Raw genomic sequence first — 11,964 nt, 5'->3', positions numbered from 1 at the left:
GACAAGCTCTCAAGTCTTGAGCAAGCCGGGCCGAAAGCGCACAAATTGCCGAAGAGGTGCCAAAGGCGCCAAAAAGAAACAATCGTTGACGAGGGTCCCGATAAATGAATCTACTGACGAAACTACGCATCAGCCAGCGCCTGGCGGTCAGCTATGGCCTGCTGATTTTGCTGCTGGTCGCGATTGGCAGCTACGGCGCCGGCACCGCCAGCCACCTGGCCAAGGATCTGGACCACACGGCCAATATCAGCCTGGTCAAGATTGCCTCGGCCAATGGGCTAGAAGGTCAAGTCAATGTGATCGCACGTGCTTCCCGCGACCTGCTGCTGCTCGACGAAGCGCGCCAGATCAAGAAGCAAAAAGCCGCCATCGAAGGCGCGCTGCAAGAGAGTGAAAAGCAGCTGAGCGCCTTGGAAGCAAGCCTCGACGGCAGCAAGGAAAAAGAGCTGATCAGTCAAGTGCGGGCCAACCAGGCCAAGTTCTTCGCCGCCGTGGCCAAGTTCCAAAAGATTCAAAAGGACGGCAGCCCGGACGAGGCACGCGAGAGCCTGATCACCGACGTGCGCCCGGCCCAGCAAAGCTATCAAGACGGCCTCAAAGGCCTGGTCGACCTGCAGTTCGACTCCGCGCGTGACCTGGCCGTCAGTGGCGGCGAGTTGGCGCGCTCCTCGGTACTCCTGACCGCAGTGTTGGTGGCGGTCGCAGCGGTGATCGGCATCGGCGGCGGCTTGGTGATTGCCCGCTCCATCGTGCTGCCGGCACAGCAAGCGCAGGCCGCTGCCGAGGCCATCGCCGCCGGCGACCTCACGCAAGTCATTCAGGCACATGGCCAGGACGAGCTCTCGCAGATGCTCCGCGCGATGCAGGAAATGCAGCGCGCCTTGTCGGGCGTGGTCAATAGCGTCAGCGAAGCCGCCGGCGAAGTGGTGCAGAACTCGTCTGATATCGCTGACAGCAATGTCAATCTGTCCGACCGCACCGCCCGTTCCGCCGCCAGCCTGCAAAACACTGCCGCCTCGGTGGAACAGATTGCCGCCAACTTGAACGGCGCCAGCGACCTTACGCGCCGGGCCGCCGACATCGCCACCAAGGCCCGCCAGTCCGCTACGGCGGGTGGCGCGGTCGTCTCCAAAGTGGTCGCGACGATGGAAGACATCAGCGCCAGCTCGAAGAAGATCGGCGACATCATCGGCGTGATCGACGGCATCGCATTCCAAACCAATATCCTGGCGCTGAACGCGGCGGTGGAAGCGGCGCGCGCGGGTGAGCATGGCCGCGGCTTCGCGGTGGTCGCCTCCGAGGTGCGCGCCCTGGCTTCGCGCTCGGCTTCGGCGGCCAAAGAAATCAAGGTCTTGATCCAGGAATCCTCGGTCAAGGTCGAGAACGGCACTGCTCTGGTCAACAACGCTGGCATCACCATCCGCAGCGTCGTCGACGAGGTCAACAATATGGGCCAGCTGATCGAGGAAATCTCGCACTCCGCTCATGAGCAAGCGGCCGGTGTGGGCGTGGTCAATAACGCGATGAACGAGTTGGACCGTGCCACTCAGCAAAACACCACGCTGGTAGACGACCTGGGTCGCTCCACCGACGCCTTGAAGAACAGCTCCTCCCGCCTGCTGGACGCCGTTGGCTTCTTCCGAGCGGCCGACGCCTTGGCCTAAGGCCAGCACTCCCTTTATTTCCCTTCCCCTTTTTTCCTTTCCCTGTTCTAGAAAATCATCATGTCCAAGACTACAAGCTCGACCCTGACACGCGCCGCCACCCTCTTCTGCACCGGCCTGGCCCTAGCCTTCAGCGCCCAAGCGGCCGCGCCAAAGATCATGAAGAAAGTGCCGCCCGAGTTTCCAGCCGAAGCCGCCAAGGCCTCGGTTTCCAATGGCGTGGTCAAAGCCAAGATGTCGATTGATGCGGAAGGTGCCGTTACCGGCGTTGACATCCTGGAAGCGCAGCCGCGCAAGGTCTTCGACAAGGCCGTCACCCGCGCCTTGATGGACTGGCGCTTTGAAGCCAGCGGCGAAAAGCAGTCGCACGAAGTCAAGCTGGTGTTCAATAACGAAGATTGATTGCCGGGCGCTCAAGTCCTGCACCCAGAGGCCGAAATACAGCGATCAAGTCGCTAGACCACAGCCCCTATGGATGCAGCACGCCGCCTCACCCTGCCCGAACTGGAGGCCGCCCTGGCCACCATGGTGCATCAGCGCTACTTCGAGGCCGAGAGCGATGATGAGGCCGAGTTGCAAGCGGTCGAGGCGCGCGATACCGAATACCTGCTGACCCGCATCCGCTGCCTTGAGCTCAGCCTCAAGGCAGCCGACGAGGAGTTGAGCTGGATCGCCCCAGGCGGGCGCAGCACGCCGGCCCAGTCATTGCGCCGCATCAAGGCCTTGTGCGGGCGTTTCCCCGATCTTTTCAACGCGATGCAGGCGGTGGTCGTCACTCACCCGGCGGTCTCACGCGAGATGCTGGCCATGGCCATCAAACAGTTTCGGCGTGATGCCGATGCACTCAGCCAAGAGGACGTCGTGGGTCTGCTCACCAGCGTCGTCAACGGCGCCAATCAGGCTTTTGATGCGGTACTGCGAACCCGCAAGGGCGCGGACCGCAAGGCCGCTTCACTGCCCTGGGGCAAGCACACGGACTGAACCGACCGACGGTACAGGCTCAGCGCAAGGTAGTGCTGCTGTTCACCAGGCGGGCGAAGTGCCGCCCATCCGCTTGGCTGAACTCAAACCAGCTCAGCACGCCGGCCGCCAGCGCCAAACCCAGCAAGACATAGGCCAAGGTCGGGCGCTCCGATTTAAGTGGTGGCCGCCGGGCGTGACTGCGCGCAGGCGCCAAGGCCGGCGGCGTTGCCATGCTGGATTTGAGTCTCTGCACACGGCAGGCCTGTTTCTGATTGTTGCGTCCGCTCACAACTTCGAAGCTCAGCCGCTCACCCACGACCGGCTGCGGCCCCTCGGGCGGGAAGGCCGAGACGTGAATAAACAGTTCTTGCCCGCCTTGATCGGGCGTGACCGCGCCATAGCCTCGATCGATATGCCAGACCGTCAGATTGCCTTCAAAACGCATGATGGACCTCACTCACTCTGAAACCCCCTGACCTCTTTGAGCCTTAGGAGCGAGGCCTAGCCCATTGGGGGCGCCTCTCATTTTTACCTGTGCCACCATCTTGCAGCGGCAGCGCGGCAACGATGCAACAACAGGTAAGCAATGTTTCAGGCGCCGACCCGCGACAATCGGCTCTTGAATTCGTCCGGCCACCTGGCCGCGACAGCCTGCGACAACGAGCTCGCGCTTTAGAAAGACACAAGAACAATGGCCATCCACTGGTTCCCCGGGCATATGAACTCGACCCGCAATGCGATCAACGATCGCATGAAGGCCGGCCTCGACGTGGTGATCGAGCTGCTGGACGCGCGCCTGCCCGGCTCCAGCGCCAACCCGCTGCTGGCCAAGCTGACCGAGGGCAAGCCCACGCTCAAGCTGCTGAACAAGCAAGACCTGGCCGACCCCGAGCGCACCGCCATGTGGCTGGACCATTACAACGCCTTGCCCGACACGCGCGCAATTGGCCTGGACGCCTCGATCAAAGCGCCCGCCCAAGCTTTGATCAAGGCCTGCCGCGAGTTGGCGCCGCTGCGTGGTGGCATGGTCAAGCCGGTGCGGGTGTTGATCTGCGGCATTCCGAACGTGGGCAAGTCCACGCTGATCAACACCATCACGACCAAGCGCATCGCCAAGACCGGCGACGAGCCCGGCATCACCAAGATCGAACAGAAGATCGTGCTGGAGAATGATTTCTACCTCTTCGACACGCCCGGCATGCTGTGGCCCCGCATCACGATCGAAGAAAGCGGCTACAACCTGGCCGCCAGTGGCGCGATTGGCCGCAATGCCTTTGAAGAAGAAGAGGTGGCCTTGGAGCTATTGGCACGCTTGCGCCAGCACTATGCCGGCCAGGTGGAAGAGCGCTACAAGCTCGGCGATGTGGCCGGCCTGAGCGACGAGGAGTTACTGACCGCCATCGGCCGCAAACGCGGCGCCATGCTCAGCGGCGGCCGCGTCAATTTGCAAAAAGCCGCCGAGGTGCTGATTTACGAATTCCGCCAATGCATACTCGGGCGCATCACGCTGGAGACGCCGGACGAGTTCAAGCAATGGTCGGCGGCCGCCGACGCAGCCGAAGAAGCCCGCAAGGACAAAACCAGCAAGCGCAGAAAGAAAGCTGCCGAAGAGCGCGCGCCCATGGCGGCACAGCCAAACAGCGAAAATGAGCGCAGCAAGGAAGAAGGCGCCGACGATTGAAAATGCGCCTTTGGGGCGCTGCATGCCAATGGGAGACTGCCATGAGTTTGCACAGATGTGTCGGCCTCGCGGCCTTGGCGCTTGCCGGCTTGGGCCTGAGTAGCTGCGGCGGCGGAGGTGGCGGCGATGCCAGTACTCCGGCACCTGCACCGGCCCCCGCGCCAAACCCCGCCCCTGCGCTGCCCAGCACGCGCATCAGCGCCGACAGCCCGGTCGCCGCAGGCTGCACCGGTGGCACGAGTGGCGGCAGCTTGTACGCCAATGCGGAGGTCGAACCCTTCGTCGCCGCCCACCCCGGCAATCCCAATGTATTGATCAGCGCCTGGCAGCAAGACCGCTGGAGCAATGGCGGCGCGCGCGCCTTGGTCACCGCCGTGTCGAGCGACGCCGGCAACACCTGGACCCGCCACCTCTTGCCCTTCTCGCGCTGCGGCGGCGCGGCAACAGGGAGCAGCGGTGACTACGAGCGCGCCAGCGACCCCTGGGTCGATATAGGCCCCAGCGGCGTGATGTATTCGATGGCGCTGGCCTTCACCGGCACTTCCTTCACGCCAGGCGCCAGCTCGGCCCTGCTGGCCAGCCGCTCAGTCGATGGCGGCCTGAGCTGGAGCACGCCGGCCACGCTCTTGCGCGACGGCGAGACGCTCTTTAACGACAAGAACACACTGACCGCCGACCCGACCGATGCGCGCTATGTTTACGCCGTTTGGGACCGCTTGGAAGCGACGAATTTCGGGCCGACGCTGCTGGCCCGTTCGATCGACAGTGGCGCCAGTTGGGAGCAGGCCCGCATCATCTACAGCCCCAGCGTCAGTGGCGGCATCAGCCAGACCATAGGCAACCGCATCGTCGTGCTGCAAGACGGCACGTTGGTCAATCTGTTCACACAAATCGACACGGTCGGCGCTCAGTCGAGTAGCTGGTTAGGCGTGCTGCGCTCCAGTGACAAAGGCCTGACTTGGTCGGCGCCGATTCGCATCAGCGATGTCCAGGCCGTTGGCGCCCGCGACCCGCAAACCGGCAAGGCTATTCGGGACGGCGCGACGCTGGCCTCCATCGCCGTTGGTCTCGCCGGCAGCTTGTGGCTGACCTGGCAGGATGCTCGCTTCAGCGGCGGCCTGCGCGATGCGATTGCTGTCGCGCATTCGAGCGACGGCGGCCTCAGCTGGTCGGCGCCGGTCGCGATCAACCGCGACCCCAATGTGGCCGCCTTCACGCCGGCGGTGGCCGTCAATGCCGATGGCCTCGTTGCCATCAGCCACTACGATTTGCGCGCCGACACCGCCGACGCCTCGACCTTGCTCGCCGGCGCCTGGTTGCTAAGCTCGCGCAACGGCGTCAACTGGGTCGAAACCAAAATCTGGAGCCCCTTCGACATGGCCCAGGCGGCCGATGCGCGCGGGCTCTTTCTGGGCGACTATCAAGGTCTGGTCGGCAGCAGAGGCGGCTTCTTGCCCGTGCTGGCCCTGTCCGGCCAAGACAGCAATAACCGCAGCGACATTTACGCGCTACGCGTCATGCCAACGGCCAGTGCCAGCGCCAGCAACGCACCCAGGGCGAAGATTTTGGCGCGCACTATGCCCGCGACAAAGCCCGCTGCCGGGCTCAGCGATGAAGCGTTTGCACGCGCCCGGCACGCTGCAATCGTCACCGCCATGGAACGCCGCCTACCCGGCTGGGCCAGGCGCAGCGGGCTTGTGCCGGTCGAGCCTTGATCGCGTTTTTTCAGCTCAAGGGTTTTGCGCGACTTCGCGCAGCAACAGCAGCAACAAGCCCATGCCCAAGAACAGCACCGCCGCCGTGATCCACAGCGCGCCGCGATAGCTGCCGCTGGCCTGCGCCATAGCCCCCGCCAAAGCCGGCGCACAGACCTGCGCCAATCCGTAGCTGAGCGTCAGCCTGGCCATCGCCTTGCCGGGGTTGTTGGGGGCGCGGCGGCCGACCAAGGCCAAGGTCAGGCTGACAATGCCGATAAAGGTTGCGCCGTACAAAAAGGCACCCGCCAGCGCGGCGCCCAGGCTGTTGGACCAGGCCGGCAAGAGCACCGACAGCGTCTGCAGCGCGAAAGCCAGCAGCAAGGCCGTCAGCTCGCTCCAGCGGCGGGCCAGCTTGTCCCACAAGAACACCGCCGGCGTGGCGGCCAGACCCACCAGCGCCCAGGCCCAGGGGCCTTGGCCCGCCAGCAAGGGTTGGCGCTCGACGATGGCAACGGTAAAGGTGGCACTGATCACAAAGCCCCAACCTGCACAAAAATACATCAAGGTCATCAAACCCATCCAGCGCCTAGACGGGGCACTCGGCGCCGCATGTGTGCCGGTCAGGGCGGGGGGCACTGGCGGCCGCCAGGCCCAAGCAGGCAGCAAAAACAGCAGGCCCAGGCTCGCAAAGCCCAACCATTGCTGCGCCCAAGTCATCAACAGCCCGCTCATCACAAAGGCACCCAGCGCCGACACCACAATGCCCAGCCCCAGGCCGGTGAAATGCAGGCCCAGCTCGGGCCGGCGACCATGGCGCATCAACCAATTCAGCACCAGGCCGGAACCCAGCAACATGCCAGCCGCGCCGCACAAGCCGCCCAGGTAACGCGATAGGGCCCAGACCCAGAAGTTGCCACTGAGGCCCATCAGTGCGGTGACAACCAAGCTCAAGATCAGCCCGCCGCTGTAGAGGCGCTGGCGCAGCCGGGCATCATCAATCCAGGCAGCCAGCAGCGCGCCGCTCATATAACCGAGGTAATTGATCGAGGCCAGCCAACCGCCTGCCACATCGGACAAGCCCGCCTGCACCTGCATCAGGGGCAGCAAGGGCGTGTAGGCAAAGCGCGCCAAGCCTATGGTCAGAATCAGGCCGCAGATGCCGCCCACGATGACTTGCCAAGCCTGTAGTGGCCGCGCTGTGGTGAGTGAGCTGGGGCTTTGCATGACCCCAAGCCTAAGGCATTGAGTCACCCTTGCAATCAACACAAACGCGCCCATGTGGTGAGCCATGGACATCAACGCCCTGCCACTGTTGCTCACCATCGCCTTTGGCTTGGGCCTGATCGGCTGGCTGGCCGGCGGCCCGCTATTGCAGCGCCGGCGCCGCCAAAAGCTGCGGGAACAGCCCTTCCCCCAAGCCTGGCGGCGCATTTTGCGGCGGCGCATGCCCTTGTTCCAGCGCCTGCCGGCCAACCTGCAAATGCGCCTGAAGCAGGATATCCAGGTGTTTCTGGCCGAAAAACCCATCTTGGGTTGCGGCGGCCTGACGGTCACCGATGAAATGCGCGTCAGCATCGCCGCCCAGGCCTGCTTGCCGCTCTTGGGCGCGCGCCGCGGCTACTACCCCAAGCTGAAGCAAATCCTGCTTTACCCGGGCGCGTTTGTGGTGGACAGGCCGGTCAATCAGGCGGGCGGTGTGCAGATGGAGCAGCGCCGAGCCCTGGCCGGCGAGAGCTGGGTGCAGGGTCAGGTCTTGCTGTCCTGGAGCGATGTGCAGGCAGGTGCTGCCGACCCGGATGATGGCCACAACGTGGTCATCCATGAATTCGCCCACCAACTCGATCAAGCCAAGGGACATGCCAATGGCGCGCCACAGCTGGCCAATAAACGGGCCTACCGAGTCTGGTCGACGGTGATGCAAAACGAATACGACGCCTTGCGCGCTCGGCTAAGCACAGGTGAGCCGGGCCTGATTGACGCTTATGGCGCTACAGACCCGGCAGAGTTTTTCGCCGTCAGCAGCGAGTTGTTCTTCGAACGGCCGCTGGATCTGGCTCAGCAGCACCCGGAGCTCTACGGCGTGTTGAGCGACTATTACCGGATCAATCCGCTGACCTGGCAATAAGCCAAGGCTTCAGCTCCAAAGATTCAAGGGCGCTTCGCGGGTCAAGGCTCGCAGAATATCGGTGCGAGATAGAAAGCCCAGCATATCGCCCCGGTCGTCCACCACGGGCAGGCCCGGCAGACGCAGCTCTAGCAGGGCCTGGGCCACTTCCCGGATCGGCGTGTCGGGTCTTGCCGCCGGCACCGGGCTCCACATCACGGCCGACACCGGCGCGGCCAACCACTCGCTCCAAGCCAGCGCATCTTGAAAGTTAGCCGGCTCCGGCAACAGGTCGGCCCGCAAAAGCAGGCCCACCAAGCGGCCCTGCTCGTTCACCACGGGCGCTTGGCCGACGCGGGCTTGACTGAGTATGGCCAAGCCCTGCGCCACGGTCGAGGCCAGCGGCACCGTGTGCAATTCCAGGCTCATCAACTGCTCGACCCAACTCAAGACGCGTCGCTCGGCCCCGCCGTCGACGGTGAGTGCCTGCGCCTGTGTGTAAGCGGCAATGGCGGCCCGTGGCGCCGGCTCCGCGCCGCCCAGCGCGGCCAAGGTAGTGTCGGGCGCTGGCCCGGCCAGAATCACACCGCTTGCTGCGTCGTCCCCGCGCCTTGTGACGGCCTCAACCGCCCGCACCCGCGCCACCGACTGCACGGCGCTGAGCTCACGCAGGCCTTCGAGCCTGCCGCTGAAGATGCGCCCATTGAGGCCGTAGACGGTAAACATAGTGCTCAGGCCTCGCTATTCATGTCATGTGCGGGGGCCAGCGTTGAGGCATTGGCTGGCGCCAGATCAAAGGCCGACGGCAGCACCAGCGCGTGGCCCACCTCGACCCGGTTGCGCCCGCCTTGCTTGGCCCGGTACAGCGCCGCATCGGCGGCCGCCACCAGGCTGTCCGCCGTGTCGCTGCCGGTGATGGCGCCGCCGCGCACGCCTATGCTGATGGTGGTGGCAATACGGTGGGCGCCCCACTGGGTCGGCGTCGCCTCGACGGCCACGCGCAGCGCCTCGGCCAGCACCAGCGCACCGTCCAAGCTGGTGTCGGGCAGGATGGCCAAAAACTCCTCGCCGCCGAAGCGCCCGATCTGATCTTGTGCCCGCAAGCGGCTCTGCAAGGCCTGGGCGACGCTGCGCAGGACCACATCGCCGGCTTGGTGTCCGTAGCTGTCATTGACGCGTTTGAAATGATCAATGTCCAACATCAACACACTCAGGTACTGCCCTTGGCGTTGCGCCCGGGCGACCGTGGACGCCAGTTGGTCGCCGATCGCGCGGCGATTGGCCAGGCCGGTCAACATATCCTTCATCGCCAGCTCGAAGTTGCGCCGCTCGGCCCGCTCCATGGTCATATAGACGAAGCCCAGCGTGATGCTCAAGACGGCGCACAGTGAAACCAAAAAGACCGGGCCCAAGCTGGCACTGCTGGCGCTCAGATTATGGGTGTCGATCAAACCAAACATCGCCGACAGAGCGCGCGCCAAGAGCATCAGCAGCATGGTCGCAAATGCGCCGACCAGGATGTAGCGGCCGCGACCATGCTGGGGCTGCCTCCGGTCCAACAAGGACGCCATGATGAGGCCGATTTGCCAGACGTAAATCAAGGCGGAGATGACCACCCGCAAAGTGCTGTGTTGCGCCAGCGTGATGCAAACGAGCGGCACCAGCAGCAAGGGCGCCATGTACCAGCGGCTGAGCTGCTCAACCCCCTGAAACCGCCGCACTGCTTGCAGCATCAAGACCAGGGAGACCGCATAAGCCGTGCTGCCGCCGACCAAAAAAACCAGCTCCGGCAGCAGCGCTTGCAGGCCGAAAATGACATGGCTTGCCGTGTAGGCCAGCAGCGCCAGCGCCCAGGCCCAAAGCGCATGACCGAGAGGCTGGCCCCAGGCCATGAAACAAACCCAGAACGCCATCAAGAGGCCGACCACGGTCAGCACCAGGTAGAGCGTCGCAGGGTCCAGCGTCATGGCCTGGATTCTAGAAGCCTGGCCATATGTTGCAAAGCGGCTTCGTCCAAGCGTCCGCTTGCGCGCGCCAGGCCGAGCTGGCGCCGGGCCAGCTCGCGGTAGAACTCACCATGCGCGCCGCCGAGCCGGTCGAAGGCCTGCAAATGCGCACCCACCACGCCTTGGTCGCCGCGCGAAATCGGGCCGGACAAGGCGCCGGCCAAGCCCCGCGACCCGGCCGCGTCCAAGGTGCCGCGCGCCAGCGGCAGCAGCGCTTGCAGCGCGGCCTCGGGCGGTAAGCCGATCTGCGCCCACACCTGGGTCGCTTCATCCAACATCGACAGCAAAAAGCTGGCCGCAAAACTGGCCGCACCGTGATAGGCCGCTCGCGTGCCGGGCTGCAGCTGCAGCGGATTCATCTGCAGCAGACGGGCCAGCTCATGCAAGTCGGACGCCAAGGCCGGTGAGTCAAGGCTAACTTCGATAGCCACCGCACTGCCGGCCAGCAAGGCGACCGCGCGCGTGGGGTCTGAAAAAATCTGCAGCGGGTGGAATCCACCCGTCTGGGCGCCGGCCGCTGCGGCCGGCCTCAGCGCCGTCAACTCGGTGGCGCCGCTGCAATGCACGGCGCTTTTGGCCGGGCCCCAAGGCAGTGTGGCGGCCAGCGAAGCGATCGCATCGTCGGGCACGGTGAGAAAGATCAGGTCCGCAGCCGCCACCGCCTCGGCTGCTGCCACCGCCCGGCAGTCAGGGCTTTGGGCCGCCAGCGCCTTGGCGGCCTCGGCGCTGCGGCTAGCAACCGCGACGACGTCCAAGCCCGCAGCGCAGAAGGCCCGCGCCAAGGTCTGGCCCAGGCGACCGGCGCCGATGAAGGCGATGCGACGGCTCGACAAGGGCCTGCTCATCCGTGTGAACTCAGGGTTTGACGAACTTCAGCGTCATACGGTCGCTTTCGCCGATCGCCTCGAACTTGGCCCGGTCTTTGTCCTTCAGCGCGTAGCTGGGCGGCAGAGACCACACACCACCCTCGTGGTCAGCCGTGTCCTTGGGGTTGGCATTGATCTCGGAACTTGCAAGCAGCTTGAAGCCCACGCTTTCGGCCATGCGGATCACATAAGCCTGGTGCACATAGCCGCTCTCGGCCTTTTCGTCCTGCTTGGCCGAAGCCGGGCGGCGATGCTCGACGACGCCAAACGTGCCGCCGGGTTTGAGCGCAGTGAAGGCACTCTTGAACACGGCTTGCGTCTTCTCTTCGCCATTGCCTATCCAGTTGTGCACATTGCGGAAGGTCAGCACCAGGTCGGCCGAGCCGGGCTTGGCGTAATCCAGCTTGCCGGCGCCGGCCGCAAACACCGTCACCTGCGCCTTGTCATAGACGGCCGGCAGGGCCGCTAATTTTTCCTTCATGCGGGCGGCACTGCGCTGGAAGTAAGGAATCTCGGAGCTGGGATCATCACCTGCCAGGATCAGCTGCCCCTTGTCGCGCAAATAGGGCGCCAAGATTTCGGTATACCAACCACCCCCTGGCGACAACTCGACCACGGTGTAGTTCGGCTTGATGCCGAAGAAGCTCAGCGTTTCGTAGGGGTGGCGAGCCGAGTCGCGGGCCACATTGGCAGGCGTGCGATGCGGCGCGGCAATCGCGGCCTTCAAGGCTTGATCCACCGGTTCTGCCGCTGCAGCCCGCGCTGTCGCGGTCAAGCTCAAGGCGGCAAAGGCCGAGCAAGCGATAAGCAGGCCCGAAGTCAAGTTGCGGCTCGTTTTCAATGTCAAGGTCATGATGATGCTCCGACTGTTTACTTGCAAAAATTTTGCCAGCCGCAGTATGACGTGTGTCGGTGACTTGTGCCGAAAGGCATCGCCACCTGCTGAGGGAACCTGCGCTCGCGTACATTAGACGCCCCGCATC

At 64.3% G+C, this 11,964-nt stretch carries 12 protein-coding genes; 6 read left to right on the top strand and 6 right to left on the bottom strand.

All coding sequences use genetic code 11. From position 1 onward, the window contains the following. Window positions 1-104 precede the first annotated feature (104 nt). The 3 genes from LNV08_RS10630 (at window position 105) to LNV08_RS10620 (ending at window position 2,645) form a co-directional block, all read left to right on the top strand. The gene (locus LNV08_RS10630; RefSeq protein ID WP_263533681.1) at window positions 105-1,664 is read left to right on the top strand and encodes a methyl-accepting chemotaxis protein; all 1,560 of its coding nucleotides are present in this window, start codon (window positions 105-107) and stop codon (window positions 1,662-1,664) included. A gap of 60 nt (window positions 1,665-1,724) precedes the next feature. Continuing rightward, entirely contained in the window at window positions 1,725-2,066 is a 342-nt protein-coding gene (locus LNV08_RS10625) for a TonB family protein (RefSeq protein ID WP_263533680.1), read from the top strand. A 69-nt stretch (window positions 2,067-2,135) separates the two neighbouring features. Beyond that, entirely contained in the window at window positions 2,136-2,645 is a 510-nt protein-coding gene (locus LNV08_RS10620) for a hypothetical protein (protein WP_263533679.1), read from the top strand. A gap of 19 nt (window positions 2,646-2,664) precedes the next feature. Here the strand turns inward: LNV08_RS10620 and LNV08_RS10615 are convergent, their stop codons facing one another. Next, window positions 2,665-3,072: a cold-shock protein gene (locus LNV08_RS10615; RefSeq protein WP_263533678.1), complete on the bottom strand. Its 408-nt coding sequence runs from the start codon at window positions 3,070-3,072 to the stop codon at window positions 2,665-2,667. A gap of 246 nt (window positions 3,073-3,318) precedes the next feature. Between LNV08_RS10615 and ylqF the strand changes: the two genes are divergently transcribed. After that, the gene (ylqF, locus tag LNV08_RS10610) at window positions 3,319-4,308 is read left to right on the top strand and encodes a ribosome biogenesis GTPase YlqF (RefSeq protein WP_263533677.1); all 990 of its coding nucleotides are present in this window, start codon (window positions 3,319-3,321) and stop codon (window positions 4,306-4,308) included. 41 nt (window positions 4,309-4,349) lie between these two features. Next, on the top strand, window positions 4,350-6,023 hold the full coding sequence (locus tag LNV08_RS10605) for a sialidase family protein (RefSeq protein ID WP_263533676.1): 1,674 nt from the start codon (window positions 4,350-4,352) through the stop codon (window positions 6,021-6,023). Between the two features lie 15 nt (window positions 6,024-6,038). Here LNV08_RS10605 and LNV08_RS10600 read toward each other — a convergent pair whose 3' ends face one another. Continuing rightward, a complete protein-coding gene (locus LNV08_RS10600; RefSeq protein ID WP_263533675.1) occupies window positions 6,039-7,229 on the bottom strand; it encodes a YbfB/YjiJ family MFS transporter in 1,191 nt (396 codons plus the stop codon). Window positions 7,230-7,293: 64 nt separating this feature from the next. Between LNV08_RS10600 and LNV08_RS10595 the strand changes: the two genes are divergently transcribed. Next, window positions 7,294-8,130 (top strand): zinc-dependent peptidase, encoded by an 837-nt coding sequence (locus LNV08_RS10595; protein ID WP_263533674.1) that lies wholly within the window; start codon window positions 7,294-7,296, stop codon window positions 8,128-8,130. Window positions 8,131-8,139: 9 nt separating this feature from the next. Here LNV08_RS10595 and LNV08_RS10590 read toward each other — a convergent pair whose 3' ends face one another. The 4 genes from LNV08_RS10590 to LNV08_RS10575 are packed head-to-tail and all read right to left on the bottom strand — an operon-like array spanning window position 8,140 to window position 11,834. Then, window positions 8,140-8,835: an HPP family protein gene (locus tag LNV08_RS10590; protein ID WP_263533673.1), complete on the bottom strand. Its 696-nt coding sequence runs from the start codon at window positions 8,833-8,835 to the stop codon at window positions 8,140-8,142. A 5-nt stretch (window positions 8,836-8,840) separates the two neighbouring features. Next, complete coding sequence (locus LNV08_RS10585) at window positions 8,841-10,076, bottom strand: sensor domain-containing diguanylate cyclase (RefSeq protein WP_263533672.1); 1,236 nt, start codon at window positions 10,074-10,076, stop codon at window positions 8,841-8,843. Further along, window positions 10,073-10,960 (bottom strand): Rossmann-like and DUF2520 domain-containing protein, encoded by an 888-nt coding sequence (locus tag LNV08_RS10580; protein ID WP_263533671.1) that lies wholly within the window; start codon window positions 10,958-10,960, stop codon window positions 10,073-10,075. The genes LNV08_RS10585 and LNV08_RS10580 overlap by 4 nt, the downstream gene beginning before the upstream one ends. A 10-nt stretch (window positions 10,961-10,970) precedes the next feature. Beyond that, window positions 10,971-11,834 (bottom strand): class I SAM-dependent methyltransferase, encoded by an 864-nt coding sequence (locus LNV08_RS10575; RefSeq protein ID WP_263533670.1) that lies wholly within the window; start codon window positions 11,832-11,834, stop codon window positions 10,971-10,973. Window positions 11,835-11,964: the final 130 nt, after the last annotated feature.

It is taken from the genome of Paucibacter sp. TC2R-5 (genome assembly GCF_025717605.1).
GTDB classification, from domain to species: domain Bacteria; phylum Pseudomonadota; class Gammaproteobacteria; order Burkholderiales; family Burkholderiaceae_C; genus Paucibacter_A; species Paucibacter_A albus.
The sequence above is the reverse complement of the archived record's forward strand: the minus strand, read 5'-3'. Positions and strand labels throughout refer to the sequence as shown.